Here is a 14,789-nt window from a genome sequence, read left to right on the forward strand (position 1 = left end):
TATATGAGTGAAGTTTGGCGGGTTTCCGACGAACGTCCAGTTTTTGCCCGGCCAATGTCCCGTAGCGTGACCGGGTTCACTGCGCAGCGGGCTATCGTCACTGCGGCCTGATCAGCGTAGCGGCTGGCGGATCTCCTCCAGAGCGTCGATCAGATCGTCATAAGCCACCGGTTTGCTCAGGTGCCGAGTGAAACCCGCAGTGCGGGCCTTGAGCACGTCATCACTGGCGCCGTAGCCGGTCAGGGCCAGGCTGGGGGTGTCCTTGGTATTGGCCAGCATGCGCAGGGCCCTCATCAGCTCGTGGCCGTTCATTTTCGGCATGCCGATGTCAGAGACGATCAGGTCGAAGAGCTGCCGATTCGCAGCATCGAGTGCCAGCAGCGGATCGCTGAAGGCGGTGACCTGGGCTTCTTCCATTTCCAGCAGCATCTGCAAGGTTTCGAGTACCTGCGGGGCATCGTCGACCAGCAATACGGTCAGGCCCTTGAGGCGCCCGGCCTGTTCCTTGAATTCCACCGGCGGGCGCTCGCACTCATGCAGGTTCAGCGGCAGCCAGAGGGTGAAGGTGCTGCCGCGACCAATGCCGTCGGATTCGACCTGAACACGGCCGCCATGGGCTTCGGTCAGTTGCTTGACCAGCGACAGACCGATGCCAAGGCCTTCGCGCTGATAGGTGGTGTGGCCGCCGCCAGCCTGGCCGAACAGGTCGAACACCTTGTCCAGATGCTCGTTGCCGATGCCGACGCCGCTGTCGATGATGCGTACGCGGGCCATGTCCTGGTCGCGTTCGGCGACAATCCAGATCTTGCCGGGCGCCGGGGTGAACTTGAGGGCGTTGTTGATCAGGTTCCACAGCACCTGTTCGAGGCGCGTCGGATCGGCGTCGATGATCAGCGCCGGCTCGGCGGCGCCCGGTACTTGCAACTGCACTTCACGGCCCTGGACGTCGAACTTGACCACGTTATGGATACTGCGCAGCACGCTGATCAGATCGAGCGGCCCGCGCATCAGTTTGAGCTTGCCGGTGCGCACCCGCGCTTCGTCGAGCAGGTCGTCGATGATCCGCGCCTGGCTGCTGACCGCATCGCGAATGGTGTCAAGCGCCTTGGCGGCCAGGCCAGGCTTGTTCAACTCAGGCAGGCGGCGCAGCAGTTCGGCGTTGAGCTGAATGAGGTTGAGCGGGTGCTTGAGTTCATGGGACATGACCGCGAAGAACTCGTCCTTGAGGCTGGTGGCGCGTTGGCCCACCGCAAGGCGCATGCCTTCCTCGCTGTGGCGCAGCTCCTCTTCGGCCAGGCGCCGCTGGGTAATATCGATGAAAGTCAGCACGGTGCCGTCGATATGGTCTTCGCTGGAGCGGTACGGCAGCAGGCGCACGATGTACCAGCGCTGGTCGTTGCTGCTGACCTCGCGCTCGATCAGGGTCAGCGTCTCGAACACGCTGGCGGCGTCACCGGCCAGGTCGTGGTAATCCAGGCGATGGGTGATATCGAGCAGCGAGCGGCCGGTGTCGACCGGCAGCATGCTGAAGATCTCGGTGGCGCGCGGGGTGAACCACTTGATGCGCATGCTGCGGTCGACGAACACCGTGGCGATGTCGGTGGAGGCGATCAGGTTGGTCAGGTAGTCGTTGATCTTGTCGGTTTCTTCGACCTTGGTCTTGAGCTCGTAGTTGACGGTGAGCAGTTCTTCGTTGATCGACTGCAGTTCTTCCTTGCTGGTTTCCAGCTCCTCGGTGGCTGAGCGCAGTTCTTCGTTGATGGCCTGCATTTCTTCGTTGGAGGCCTTGAGCTCCTCGCTGGACACCTCGGTCTGCTCGATGGTGTCCTGCAGGTGCAGCTTGGTGCGCTGCAGCTCGCGCTCGAGGTTGGACAGCACTTGGTTGTCGGTCTGCACCGCGGCCAGATCCTGCTGCTGCGAGGCATCGAGTTCGGTTTCGGCGATCAGCACCAGGGCGAACTCGCCTTCGACTTCCACGTCCTTGTAGGGCTGCGCGGTCAGCTCGACCAGATACTGGCGGCCTTCGCGCTCGACCTTGACCTGACGCGAGCGCACGGCGGCGCCGCTCTGATGCATCTGGAACAGCGTGGTGCGGATTTCCAGACGCAGATCCGGGTGGATCAGGGTCAGCAGGTTGCGGCTCAGTTCGCCGCCGACCATGCGCAGATGGCGGCCGACGCTTTGCGTCATGTGCAGGATGTCGGCGTTGGCGTCGACGATCAGGCTCGGTGGCGCGCTTTGTTCGATGGCGCGCAGGTGGATATCCGCCACCGACAGCTTGCGCGGAGAATGAATCTGCTCCGGCTTGCTGCTGGGTTGGCTGCGCACGTAGCCGCCGCGGGGCATGGTCGGGGTGCGCCGGCTGCTGGCGGTGCCGGTCTTGGCGCGGAAGATGCGGTTGCGCTTGTCCACCGCGCAGAACAGGTCGGTGCAGGCGTCGGTCGACTCTGACGAGCCAAGGAACAGGTAGCCACCCGGGCGCAAGGCGAAGTGGAACATCTGCAGGATTTCACGCTGTACTTCGCGATCCAGATAGATCAGCAGGTTGCGGCAGGTGATCAGATCGATCTGCGAGAAGGGCGGATCGCAGAGCAGGCTGTGCTTGGCGAACAGCACCCGTTCGCGGACCTCCTTGCGGATGCGGAAGTGGTCCTCTTCCTTGACGAAGTACTGGCGCAGGCGCGCCGCTGGCACATCGGTGATGATCGCCTGGTTGTAAAGGCCCAGGCGGCCATGGGTGATGGCGCGCTCGTCGATGTCGGTGGCGAATACCTGCAGCTTGGCCTGACTGTTGTGGGCAAGCATGCGATCGCCGAAGGCCATGGCCAGACTGTAGGCTTCCTCGCCGGTCGAACAACCCGCCGACCACACGCGAATTTCGTCTTTTTCCGGCCGCGGGCCATCGCCTCCCGGAATCACCAGCGGCAGCACATCGCGCTCCAGGGCCTCGAATGCTTCACGGTCGCGGAAGAAGTTGGTCACGCCGATGAGCATGTCGCCGAGCAGCGCCCGGGTTTCGTCGGGGCGGTCCTGCAGGAACAGGTAATAGGCGCGCAGGTCCGGCTGAGCGGTGACCTGCATGCGCCGCTCGATGCGGCGCAGCACGGTGGCGCGTTTGTAATGCTTGAAGTCGTGGCCGGTGCCGACCCGCAGTTGCGCGAGAATGTCCTGCAGCAATTGTTCGGCGGCCAGGGCCTCACGCTCGCTGGACGTGCGCAGCAGGGCGTCTTCGCCGGTCAAGGGCAATTGGATGGCGCGCGAGTTTTGCCACAGTTCCACCAGCTTGGCGGGCATCTGCGCCACGGGCAGCACCAGGTCGACCATCTGCGTAGCGATGGCGGCGCGCGGCATGCCGTCGAACTCGGCGTCGTCCAGTGCCTGGGCCATGGTCACGCCGCCTTGTTCCTTGATGCGCGTCAGGCCCACGGCGCCGTCGGAACCAGTGCCCGAGAGGACGATACAAAAGGCCCGCTCCTGGTGCACATCGGCCAGCGCCCGGAAGAACAGATCGATTGCCACATGCATGCCGTTGCGCGGCTGTGGCGGCTCGATGCGCAGCCAGCCGTCGTCCATGCTCAGGGTCTGCGCGGGGGAGATCACATAGATGTGGTCGGCCTCGATGGGCACGCCTTCGGTGACTTGCAGCACCGGCATGGGCGTGGATTCCTGGATGATCTTGCCGGCGATGCTCTGATGATCGGGGGACAAGTGCAGGATGATCACGAAGGCCATGCCGCAGTCGCGCGGGGCGTATTCGAAGAACTCCTTGATGGCTTGCAGGCCGCCGGCCGAGGCGCCGATGCCGACCACTGGGAACGCGAGGCCGCTGGATGAGCTGTGATCACGTGGCACAGCACTGGAAGACGTCGATGTCATGGGCAAGCCTGGTATCGGCAGGCGAGGGTGCGCGCTGCTCGCGATGGAAATATCCCCCAGCATATAGCGCGCGGGCCGTATTTGTTTGAACCTTTAGCGCCATGGCGCTGCGAGAAGGGCGCCGGCCCTCCGACAACTGTGCTGCAACGCCCTGATATCGCGATCAGGGAGCGTCTTCGTCCTCGATCAGGGGTACGAGTGCGTCCTTTTCGATGGAGCCCGGATCTTCATTGCCCGGATCGTTGATCAGGTCTTCGTCGTCGAGCTCGGCGGGGTCGGTGGAAACATCCGCAGATGTGGGGAGGGTCATGGCGATCGCGCTCCTGCGACAGGTAAAAACGTTAGACCGGCGCCGTGGCCATTGGTGCCTCGGCCCGGCGCAGCGATGACGGCCGGGAATCATCGCGGGGCGCGCGGGGTCCATTGCTGACGCTTGCCACGGAATCCTTCATGAACGTCATCACTCTGGTCCACGGGCGCGAGCCTCAGTTGCGCAACCTGATCCTCGGTCTCGAACGCTCTACCCAGCCCATAGCGGGCCTGTGGGTGGTGTTCATGAATCAGACGCCATTGCCATTGGCGAGTCGACACTTCCCGATTCACGGGTTGCGCATCGATGAGGCGGACGCACGTCTGCCTCTGGCTCGGGCGCGCAATGCGGTCAGCGGCATGGGCGGTGATTGGGTGTTCCTCGACGTCGATTGCATTCCGGCTGCCGACTTGATCGCCCGCTATTGCCACGCGCTGCAAGTGGCGCCCGCGGCGCTGCATCTGGGAGAAGTGCGTTATTTGCCTGAAACCGCCGACATCGGCCAGTGGAGCGCCGAGTCTTTGTTGCGTGAAGCGGTAGCCCATCCGCTGGCGGTGCATCGGACGGCCGCGGGCACTGCCATGCCTTATGAGTTGTTCTGGTCGTTGAACTTCGCCTGCAACGCAGCGACCTTCGAGCGCATCGGCGGCTTCGACGAGGGTTACACCGGTTACGGCGGCGAGGACACCGACTTCGCCTTCCGCGCCCGCGCTCAGGGGGTGGTGCTGCTGAGCGCGGCGGCGTTGGCCTTCCACCAGTACCACCCGATGTACGATCCGCCGCTCAATCACCTTGAGGCCATAGTCGCCAATGCCCGGCGCTTTTATCGGCAGTGGCAACGCTGGCCGATGGAGGGCTGGCTGCAGGCTTTCGTCGACCGCGGCCTGGTGCGCTGGAGCGCGACCGAGCTGGAACTGCTGCGCGTGCCCAGCCAGGCGCAAATCGACGCCTGCCTCACGACCCGGGGTTATTGACGAAGTGCTGGTGCAGGGTGGCCTCGATCATCCGCGCCGCCTGGGCGGGAGAGTCGGCCATCGAGCCGCCGCGTTGCCATTGCTCAGGATCCAGGGCACGTGCGCGCTCCAGCAGTTGAGGCCACTGCTCGGCGGCGGGCCAGGCATCGAGCCCCAGGGCCAGGCCCAGCGCTTGCAGACGGCGGGCCTGATGCAGTTGCTCGTCGAAGGGGCGTGATTCGGCAATTGCCACGTAACGGCAGCCGAGGCTGGCGACTTCCGAGACCACGCCGTCGCCGGCACTGCCGATGACGATTTCGGCGCGGCACAATTCATCGAAGGGTTCAGGCACATGGCCCAGATTGACCAGATTGGCAACCGACGGCGCGCCGTTCTCGGGCGCCAGGCCCAGCACCCGGAATCGATAGTCGGGACAAGCCGTGGCCAGGGCCTGCAGTTCGCGGTGGCCGATAGCCGTACCGCCCTGGCCGATGATCACCAGCACCCGACCGGTTTCAGCGGTGGCCTGGCGGCCTTGGGGGTAGCGTGACAGCCAGCCGCTGTAGCGCGTGCGTTGAACGATAGCGGCGCATTGCGCACCCTCGGTTTCCAGGCTTTCCATCATCGCCGGCCAAGGCGCCAGCAGGGTGGTGGCGCAGGCGTAGGCTTGCAGATGGGCTGGATCGTCACGCTGGCCGTGCTGGCGGATGTACACCGTCGGTACCCCCAGCAGGCGCGCGAGCAAGGCCACCTCGACCGAGACATCCACCACCAACAGGCAGGGCCAGTGGCGGTGCATCCAGTCCGCCAGCAGCGCCATGCGTGCGCGCAGGCCATCGACGGCCAGGGGCGCATAGTGCAGCGTGGCGAAATGTTCGACCTGCATGCCCGCAGCGGTGTCGCCCGGCAAGTCCAGGCGCTGCAATGGTGCGGGCAGTGGCGGCAGTTGGCTGCCGATCAAGGTGACGGGGCAGTGCAGGCGTTCGGCGATGGCTTGGGCGCGGCGCCAATGGCCATGGCCATGGTGGTGAACGTAGTAGCCGACCTGGGGCGCTGGGATCATGGCGTCAGACACCGCAGCCACCCGAAAGCGACAGGGTTGCAGTGGCGGATGGGTTGCCACGCTGCTGCTCGGCATGGGCGGCCATCACCTCGTACAGGCGTCGCTCGTAGCGCTTGAGCATCAGCGTCTGGCTCCACTGCGCTTGCGCGCGTTCACGGCAGGCCGCGCGGGATTTGCCCCGGGCGGCGAGCAGTGCTTCAGCCAGCGCCGGGACATCACCGGCCGGTGCCAGCGCGCCGGTCTCTGCGCTGAGCAGTTCGGGCAGGGCGCCACGGGCGAAGGCGGCGACCGGGGTGCCACAGGCCAGCGCTTCGGCGACCACCAGGCCGAAGGGCTCTTCCCAGCACGGCGTGACCAAGGCCGCCGAGGCGCTGGCCAGTTCATCGGCCAAGGCGTCCCGGCCCAGATGGCCGAGGTAGCGAATCTGTTCGCCCAGGTGCGGGGCGATCTGCTCATCGAAAAAGGCCTGATCGGTGATCTGCCCGGCCAGACGCAACTGCACGCCGGCCTGCAGCGCGGCCGCGATCGCCAGGTGCGGGCCCTTGTCGGGCACCAGGCGACCAAACCACAGCACCTGCTCACCGACCGCGCCGCGTGGGCGCCAGAAGTCCAGGTCGATGCCATTGGCGATCACCTCGCACTCCGGCACCTGAGCTTGCCAGGCGCGGGCGTTGGCGCTCGAGCAGGTGCAGAACCAGCCGCTGCGGCGGCTATTGCTCAGGGCTTCGACCAGCTCGAAGAACGGCGGCGTGTGCAGCACCGTGAGCATGGGCGTCTGGATCAGCGAGGCCATGGTCACGGGCACGTAGTGCAGGCTGTTGTTGAAGATCACGTCGAAGCCATAGCGGTCGATCTGCAGCAGGGTCTTGAGGTAGGCGTGGTGCTCGTCGATGTACTCGCTGGCGAGCGGGCGATTGCCGTGCTGGTAGGTGCTGTCGTCGAGAATCGGTACGGCGTGCAGTTCCGGCGCGCTGGCGGAGCTGGCGAACAGCGTGACCTCATGGCCGAGGGCACGCAGGCCGAGAGTCGCGTCATACGTGAACGCTTCCAGGCCACCGGGAAAGGGTTGCCGGACCGGGTGTTTGAGGTGGGTGAGGACACCGATGCGCATGACCATGATCTCGACAGTTGTTGGCGTTCGAGGGCCGCGACAGGCAAATGGTTCGACTCAATTATCCCGCGGACCCTGTGGCGAGGGGGCTTGCCCCCGATTGCGGTGTGTCAGGCGCGGTGGTGCTTTGAGGGCCTTTTTCGGGGGCAAGCCCCCTCGCTACAGGGTCGAGGTGCAGATGGCGGTAATTTCATCTTCTATGTAATAAAAGAGATGTTATATTGTATCAAATTGATTCCGGACGACCTGCCTTGAAGAACACTCGACTCCCTTCCATTACCGGCAGCGCCCTGGCGCGTTCGGTCAGCCAGCGCCTGGTACTGGCAATCGTTCTGCTGGCCGTGCTGTGGCTGGCCATCGTCTGGGCGGTAGCCATTCCATGAGCGCCGCTATCGCCCTGGACGACCTGACCGTCGCCTACGAACGCCGCCCGGCGGTGCATCACCTCAGTGGCCGCTTCGAGGCGGGCAGCCTGACTGCTGTCGTCGGCCCCAACGGTGCCGGCAAGTCGACCCTGATCAAGGCCATCGCCGGCACCTTGCGCCCGGCGGCCGGTCGTGTCGACCGGGGCAGCTTGCCGACCCGCGAGCTGGGTTATCTGCCCCAGGCGGCGGAAATCGATCGCAGTTTCCCGTTGTCGGTGGCCGATACCGTGGCCATGGGCGCCTGGCGCAGCATTGGGGCCTTTCGCGGGCTGAGCAGGCGCCAGGCCGAGCAGACTCAGGAAGCCTTGCGCGCAGTGGGCCTCGAGGGTTTCGAGCAGCGCAGCGTCGGCTCCTTGTCGTCGGGGCAGTTTCAACGGGTGCTGTTTGCCCGCCTGCTGTTGCAGGACGCTGCAGTGATCCTGCTGGACGAACCCTTTACCGCCATCGATGCGCGCACCACCACCGACTTGCTCGCCCTGGTGCGGGTCTGGCATGGCCAGGGGCGTACGGTGATCGCGGTGCTGCACGACCTGCAGCAGATTCGCGAGCACTTTCCGCAGACCTTGCTCATGGCCCGCGAGCTGATCGCCTGGGGCGACACCGCGACGGCGCTGAGTGTCGACAACTTGCGCAAGGCCCGGCAACTGGGCGAGTTCTGGAGCGCCGATGCCGAACTGTGCGGCATCGCGGACCGTGGAGGTCGGGGATGATGGTGTATACCGCGCTGGTCCAGCCGTTCGTGGAATTCGGCTTCATGCGTCGCGCGCTGGTGGCCTGCCTGGCGTTGGGTATCGGCTCCGGGCCGGTGGGTGTGCTGCTGATGCTGCGGCGCATGAGCCTGGTGGGCGATGCCATGAGTCATGCGGTGCTGCCGGGGGCGGCGGTGGGCTTTCTGTTCGCCGGCCTGTCGCTGCCGGCCATGGGCTTCGGTGGTTTGATCGCCGGGCTGCTGGTGGCACTTCTGGCAGGCCTGGTGAGCCGCCTGACCAGCCTGCGCGAGGACGCCAGCTTTGCCAGTTTCTACCTGACCTCGTTGGCCGCCGGGGTGCTGATCGTGTCGCTGCATGGCTCCAATGTCGATCTGTTGCATGTGTTGTTCGGCACCATTCTGGCCATCGACAACAACGCCCTGTACATGGTTGGCAGCATCGCTTCGTTCACCTTGCTGCTGCTGGCAGTGATCTACCGGCCGCTGGTGCTGGAGTGTTTCGATCCTGGCTTTCTGCGTGCGGTGGGCGGCCGTGGTTCGCTGTACCACGTGCTGTTCCTGCTGCTGGTGGTGCTCAATCTGGTCGCCGGCTTTCAGGCGCTGGGGACCTTGATGGCGGTCGGGATGATGATGCTGCCGGCCACCGCCGCGCGTTTCTGGGCCAGCTCGTTGAGCGCCTTGATGCTGATCTCGACGCTGATCGCCACCTTGTCCGGATTGATCGGGCTGATCGTTTCGTACCACGCCGGGGTCGCCTCCGGGCCGTCCATCGTGCTGACCGCAAGCGCCTTTTATGGTGTGTCGGTGCTATTCGGGCGGACCGGGATCTTGCGCAAGTTGTTCCCCAAGCCGCATCTGACGCATTGATTTACCGCCTGTAGCGAGGGGGCTTGCCCCCGAATATATCGAGTCAGACACAAAATTGTCGGGGGCAAGCCCCCCCGCTACAGGAATCTCCAACCACCACCACCCCGAGGAGCATCATGAAACCATCCCTGTTAGTGGGGGCTATGGCAGCCCTTGTATTGTCCGCGTTTTCTCTCACTGCCCAGGCCAGGCCGCTGGAAGCCGTGGCCTCGTTCACGGTCATTGCCGACATGGTCCATAACGTCGGTGGCGAGCGGGTGCATGTCACCTCGCTGATCGGCCCCAATGGCGATCCCCATGTCTACGAGCCCACCCCCACCGACGCCCAGGCGCTCAAGCGCGCCGACGTGGCGTTCGTCAGCGGGCTGCATCTTGAAGGCTGGCTGGACCGCCTGATCGTCTCCTCGGGCTATCGGGGCCAGCCGGTGGTGCTGTCCGACGGCATCAAGACCCGCAGCATGGAAGAAGACGGCGAGCGCATCACCGATCCTCATGCCTGGAACAGCGCAGCCAACGCGGTGATCTATGTGCGCAATATCATCGCCGCGCTCAAGCGCGTCGACCCGGCCGGCGCCGCCGAGTACCAGGCCAACGGCGACCGCTACATCACCCAGTTGCAGGCGCTGGACGCCTACGCCCGCGCTCAGGTGCAGAGCATCCCCCAGGCGCAGCGCAAAGTGCTCACCTCCCACGATGCCTTTGGCTACTTCGGTGATGCCTACGGCGTGACCTTCCTCGCGCCCCTGGGTTTTTCGACCGAAGCCGAGCCCTCGGCCGCCGACGTCGCGCGCCTGATCACCCAGATCAAGGCCGAGCACGTCAGCGCGTACTTCTTCGAGAACTCCGGCGACCCGCGGCTGGTCAAGCAGATCGCCGCGGCCAGCGGCGCCCAGCCCGGCGGCGAGTTGTATGTGGAGGCGTTGTCGGCTGCCGACGGCCCGGCGGCGAGCTATGCGCAGATGTTCCGCTACAACGTCGACCAGTTGGTCAAGGCCATGCGCGCAGGGCAGTGATGTGTAACGAGGGGGCTTGCCCCCGAAAAAACAGTCCAGCCAACGTACATTTTTGTATATGGATACATTTCGGGGGCAAGCCTCCTCGCTACAGGTACACGTGCATAAGCGACGGGCGGCTTAAAGGTTTCAGCGGCAAGGTCGATAGGGCAGGCATCATCTGCCTGACCGAGGGGCCCGCCGTGCGCCTGTTACCTGTAAAAATCATGTCCCGTTTCAGCCTGGCGATGGCTTTGATCGTGCTCGTCAGCGCCTTGGCGATCTACACCGTCATGGTCCTCAGCGGCGAACCCAAGCTGATCCAGTCCAACACCCAGAGCGCCGAGCAATCGGCCACGGCCATCGCCCGCCAGTTGTCGATCAAGCTGGCCGAGGTCGAGGGGCGGGTCGCCGCCCTGGCCAGCCTCGGTGCCACGCTGCCGGCCGATCCTGCGCAGGTGCAGGCCAGCCTGGCACCGATCATCGACTCCCAGGGTGACAGCGCCGTGGCCGGTGGCGGCTTGTGGCCCGAGCCCAACGCCTTTGCTGCGGGTGTCGAGCGCCGCAGCTTCTACTGGGCGCGCACGCCAGGCGGCCTGAGCTTTTCCGAGGAATACAACGACCCCAAGGCCGACGCTTACCAGAGCGCCGACTGGTACCAGCAGGGCAAACGCTCGACACCTGGCCATTGCGGCTGGTCGGACGCCTATGAAGACCCGGTCAGCAAGATCCTCATGACCACCTGCACCATTCCCTACCTGCGTGGCGGCCAGTTCGCCGGCGTGGCCACCATCGATTTGACCCTGACCGGCCTGGCCGACTTCCTCAAGGCCAACGGCAAGGTCACCGGCGGTTATGCCTTCGCCCTGGACGCCTCGGGCAAGGTCTTGTATTTCCCGGCGGGCAATGGCGCACCGGCAACGGATGAGGCCGGTTTGACAGCGTCGACGCCCTGGTTCGCGCAGGTCTCGCAGTGGCGGCAGAGGGGCAGCGGCGATGCCCAGACCTTCGCTTTCGACACCGACAGCCGCCTCGGCAGCGCCGGTTACGTCAGCCTGACGCGTATCGCCAGCACCGGCTGGGTGATCGGGCTGGTCACCCCCAAGGCGCAGATGACCGCCATCGCCAGCAAACTCACCGTGGATATTCTCACCACACTGCTGCCAGTGCTGGTGCTGATGTTCGCGCTGGCCTGGTGGGGCGGCAAGCTGCTGCTCAAGCAACTGGACGAGACGACGGCGCAGATCGACAAGCTCAGCGAGCAGGGCGGCAGCAGCAGTGCGGAACTGGAGATCGCCCGCGAGGACGAGATCGGCGGCTTGCGCCATGCCGTCAACCGGTATGCCGGCAGCCTGCGGGGCATGTTGCGGATCATCGCCGAAGAGTCACGCCAGCTGCAGCAGCAATCCGATGACGTGGCACGCCTGTCGGTGCTGATGGCCGAACGGGCGCAGTTGCAGAGTCAGGACAACACCCTGCTGGCCACTGCCGTGACGCAGATGTCGGCGAGTGCCGAAGAGGTCGCGAAGAACACCCAGGACTGCTCAGGCACCGCTCAGCAGTCGTTGACCACCGCGCGCAAAAGCCAGGACCACATGGAGCAGAACAGCCAGGCGATCAATTCGCTGACCGGCGATATCGGCAGCGTGGCCAAGGCCATTACCCGCCTGGGGTCAGATATCGAGAACGTCAGCGAAGTGCTGGAGGTGATCAAAGCGATCTCGGCGCAGACCAACCTGTTGGCGCTCAACGCGGCGATCGAGGCCGCCCGGGCCGGCGAACAAGGCCGCGGCTTTGCCGTGGTGGCGGATGAAGTGCGGACCCTGGCGGGCCGTACCCAGACTTCGGCGGATCAGATCCAGGAAATGATGGGGGCGTTGCGCCAGGCGTCGGAAACCGCCGTCAACACCATGGTTGCCGGCGAAGGCCGTACGCGCACGGTGGTGGAGCAGGCCGACCTGCTGGCGCAGTCCTTGGGCAGCACCGTGGTCGGTTTCGACGATATCGTGCAGCGCTCGCAACAGATCGCCGTGGCCGCGCAGCAGCAAAGCCACGTGACCCATGAGATCAACGAACTGGCGTTGCGTATCCATGCCGCCAGCGAGGAGGGCGCCCGTGACGCCTCGGCATTGAGCGAGTTGAGCCAGGGCATGCAGGCGTTGTCGCGGCGGTTGGGGACACTGGGCGTTTGACCCAAGGCTCGGCTGCGCGGTGCAGCCGAGTCGGCTCAGCCAAGTTTGCTGAGGTTGTAGCTGTTGACCAGGTTCTGATTGCTGACCATCTCTTTTTTCATGCGGTCGGTGATCTGCGCCGGGGTCATGGGGTTGGGCGTCAGGAAGTATTTTTTCTGCAGCTCGGCGAATTGCGGCAGGGCGGCCATGGCGTTGATCTTGTCGATCAGCGCCTGGACGGTCGCTGGCGGGGTGCGTGCCGGTGCGAACCAACCGTACCAGCCATCGATCACGATCTTGTCGAGCCCTTGTTCCTTGAAGGTCGCCACATCCGGCAAGGCCGCCAGGCGCGCGCTGCTGCTGACTGCCAGCACCCGGGCGCCAACGGCCTTGAGCAATGGTGCGTTACCGGCGGAGGTGATCGCAGCGGCGAGCTGATTGTTTTTCATGTCAGCGAGGATGGCTTCAGGGTATTTGTACGACTGCGCGCGCAGTGCCGCCTCCTTCTCCCGCGCAAGCATCAGCGCGATCAGATGGTTGTGCGAGCCATACACCGAAAAGCCGATGTCGCGCAGATCCGGGTTGTCCTTGACCCACGCCAGGTACTGATTGATGTTGGTGACGCTCGCCGGGACCACTGGCCCGACACTGAACGCATAGCCGAAATCGCCCAGCGAGGCCAGGGGCGTGAAGTCTTTCTGGGGATCGTACTGCAGCGACTTGTACAAGGCCGGGAACAGCACCATCGAGCCGGACTGCACTTGCAGCAGGGTAGCGCCGTCGGGTGGTGCCAGCTTGACGGTCTCGCTGGCTTGCTGGGTGTCGCGCGCGGCCAGCACATCCAATTGATAACGCAGGCTGAATTGAGTGGCGAGTATATCCAGTGCGCCGTTGGCCAACCGACTGCCGATACTGCTGCCTTGGTTGCCGGATGCCACCCCCCATACCAGGCGACCTGTGACCGGCGCGGCCGTACTTGTTTGCGGCAACGCCGCACCCAGCAGCAAAAGCGCACTGCTGGAAAGAAAAGTTCTGCGATCGATCACGTGAAGCTCCTTGTAGTGGTCTCGCAACAGCGCAGTCGACCCTGTTGACCTCAGGTGATCTGGCTCAGGCCATAACTCTCGACCAGTTTGGCGTAGCCGGCCATCTCCGAGCGCATGCGCGCGTGGATCTGATCGGGTGACATAGATACCTGTTTGAGCAGCAGGCGCTTCTGCAGCGCGGCGTAGTCCGGGGTGGCCTGCACCGCTGCAAGTTTCTCGCGCCACTGCTGGGCCGTGGCGGCGGGCAGATTGGCCGGGGCGAACCAGCCGTACCAGCCCTGAATTTCCATATCCTTGACCCCGGCTTCGGCGAAGGTCGGCACATTGGGCCAACCTTGCAGGCGCTCGCGGCCGGTCACCGCGAGCGGCCGCAGCCCCTTGGCGTCGGCCAGGGTGGTATTGCCCGCAACGGTAATGGCCGCCGCCAGCACTTGATTCTGCAAGTCGCCCATCAGTGACGGGACCGATTTGTAGGACTGAGGACGGATGGCGATCTCCTTGCCGCGGCCCAGAATCATGCCGATCAGATGGCTTTGCGAGCCGTAGACCGAGAAGCCGATATCGCGAAACTCAGGGTTGTCCTTTACCCATGCCAGGTATTGGTCGACGGTGGTGACGCTGGTGGGCACCACTGGGCCGACCGTGAGCGCGAACGAATAGTCACCCATGAGCGCCAACGGGGTGAAATCCTTCATCGGATCGTAGGCCAGCGAACGGTAGAGGCTGGGGAACAGCGTCATCGAGCTGGATTGGGTCTGCAGCAGGGTCGCGCCATCGGCAGGAGCGAGCTTGACCGTCTCCGAGGCTTGCAGGGTGTTGCGCGCATCGATGTTTTGCAGTTGGTAGTCGGTGTTGAACTGCGCCGCGAGGATCTTCAGGGTGGTGCCTGCCAGCTGATTGCCGACGGCGCCGGGTGCGATCCCGAATACCAGACGGCCTCTGGCGGCGTCATTGGCACGCACGAACCCAGGTAGTGACGCGGCGATCGCCAACAGGCTGGCGCTGCCGAGAAAGCTTCTACGGTTGATCATTTTCTGACTCCCTTCAAGGCTCTATGGCCTTGGTAATCCGTCACCGTTGAACCACTGTTGCCTTCCGTGTGGAACGCTGATTTGCGCAAGTGCGGTGATTTCGGCGTTCCGCGTGTTGCATCCGCTTCCCGTGGTAACGACCCTGCATGCAGCAAGGGTGGCCGAGGGGCGCGGTGATATCAGTATAGTCACCACTTTGATACCTGCCGTCACGCCGGCCCTGCGCTGCGTGCGG

The 14,789-nt window shown here is 64.5% G+C and carries 12 protein-coding genes and 1 pseudogene; 7 read left to right on the forward strand and 6 right to left on the reverse strand.

Translation table 11 applies throughout. The annotated features are described in order from the left end of the window. Window positions 1–111: 111 nt before the first annotated feature. Together AC3WJP_RS00165 and AC3WJP_RS00170 are read right to left on the reverse strand one after the other, a co-directional pair. Window positions 112–3,876 carry a CheR family methyltransferase gene (locus AC3WJP_RS00165; RefSeq protein ID WP_493719214.1) on the reverse strand — a complete coding sequence of 1,255 codons (3,765 nt, stop codon included), beginning with the start codon at window positions 3,874–3,876 and terminating at the stop codon, window positions 112–114. A 163-nt stretch (window positions 3,877–4,039) separates the two neighbouring features. Continuing rightward, a complete protein-coding gene (locus AC3WJP_RS00170) occupies window positions 4,040–4,186 on the reverse strand; it encodes a hypothetical protein (RefSeq protein ID WP_493719215.1) in 147 nt (48 codons plus the stop codon). Between the two features lie 140 nt (window positions 4,187–4,326). Here AC3WJP_RS00170 and AC3WJP_RS00175 point away from each other — a divergent pair, with 140 nt between their 5' ends. Then, window positions 4,327–5,160, forward strand: a complete 834-nt coding sequence (locus AC3WJP_RS00175) for a glycosyltransferase family 2 protein (RefSeq protein WP_493719216.1) — start codon at window positions 4,327–4,329, stop codon at window positions 5,158–5,160. On the opposite strand, the gene AC3WJP_RS00180 is transcribed toward AC3WJP_RS00175, so the two are convergent. Next, the gene (locus AC3WJP_RS00180) at window positions 5,141–6,202 is read right to left on the reverse strand and encodes a hypothetical protein (RefSeq protein ID WP_493719217.1); all 1,062 of its coding nucleotides are present in this window, start codon (window positions 6,200–6,202) and stop codon (window positions 5,141–5,143) included. The two genes, AC3WJP_RS00175 and AC3WJP_RS00180, sit on opposite strands and share 20 nt — an antisense overlap. A 4-nt stretch (window positions 6,203–6,206) precedes the next feature. Next, window positions 6,207–7,313 (reverse strand): glycosyltransferase, encoded by a 1,107-nt coding sequence (locus tag AC3WJP_RS00185; RefSeq protein WP_493719218.1) that lies wholly within the window; start codon window positions 7,311–7,313, stop codon window positions 6,207–6,209. 251 nt (window positions 7,314–7,564) lie between these two features. On the opposite strand from AC3WJP_RS00185, the gene AC3WJP_RS00190 reads away from it, so the two are divergent. The 6 genes and pseudogenes from AC3WJP_RS00190 (at window position 7,565) to AC3WJP_RS00215 (ending at window position 12,498) form a co-directional block, all read left to right on the forward strand. Then, a complete protein-coding gene (locus tag AC3WJP_RS00190; RefSeq protein WP_493719219.1) occupies window positions 7,565–7,696 on the forward strand; it encodes a hypothetical protein in 132 nt (43 codons plus the stop codon). Beyond that, on the forward strand, window positions 7,693–8,448 hold the full coding sequence (aztA, locus tag AC3WJP_RS00195; RefSeq protein WP_493719220.1) for a zinc ABC transporter ATP-binding protein AztA: 756 nt from the start codon (window positions 7,693–7,695) through the stop codon (window positions 8,446–8,448). The genes AC3WJP_RS00190 and aztA overlap by 4 nt, the downstream gene beginning before the upstream one ends. After that, window positions 8,445–9,314, forward strand: a complete 870-nt coding sequence (locus AC3WJP_RS00200; RefSeq protein ID WP_493719221.1) for a metal ABC transporter permease — start codon at window positions 8,445–8,447, stop codon at window positions 9,312–9,314. The genes aztA and AC3WJP_RS00200 overlap by 4 nt, the downstream gene beginning before the upstream one ends. A 143-nt stretch (window positions 9,315–9,457) precedes the next feature. Then, window positions 9,458–10,327: a metal ABC transporter substrate-binding protein gene (locus AC3WJP_RS00205; RefSeq protein WP_493719222.1), complete on the forward strand. Its 870-nt coding sequence runs from the start codon at window positions 9,458–9,460 to the stop codon at window positions 10,325–10,327. Between the two features lie 272 nt (window positions 10,328–10,599). Continuing rightward, window positions 10,600–11,112: pseudogene (locus AC3WJP_RS00210) on the forward strand (cache domain-containing protein); the annotation flags it as partial. Continuing rightward, window positions 11,089–12,498 carry a methyl-accepting chemotaxis protein gene (locus tag AC3WJP_RS00215; RefSeq protein WP_493719597.1) on the forward strand — a complete coding sequence of 470 codons (1,410 nt, stop codon included), beginning with the start codon at window positions 11,089–11,091 and terminating at the stop codon, window positions 12,496–12,498. The pseudogene AC3WJP_RS00210 and the gene AC3WJP_RS00215, both read left to right, overlap by 24 nt. Window positions 12,499–12,533: 35 nt before the next feature. On the opposite strand, the gene AC3WJP_RS00220 is transcribed toward AC3WJP_RS00215, so the two are convergent. Further along, window positions 12,534–13,523 carry a tripartite tricarboxylate transporter substrate-binding protein gene (locus AC3WJP_RS00220; protein WP_493719223.1) on the reverse strand — a complete coding sequence of 330 codons (990 nt, stop codon included), beginning with the start codon at window positions 13,521–13,523 and terminating at the stop codon, window positions 12,534–12,536. 50 nt (window positions 13,524–13,573) lie between these two features. Continuing rightward, complete coding sequence (locus tag AC3WJP_RS00225; RefSeq protein ID WP_493719224.1) at window positions 13,574–14,554, reverse strand: Bug family tripartite tricarboxylate transporter substrate binding protein; 981 nt, start codon at window positions 14,552–14,554, stop codon at window positions 13,574–13,576. Between the last annotated feature and the right edge of the window lie 235 nt (window positions 14,555–14,789).

Source organism: Pseudomonas sp. GW821-FHT01A09 (assembly GCF_058986725.1).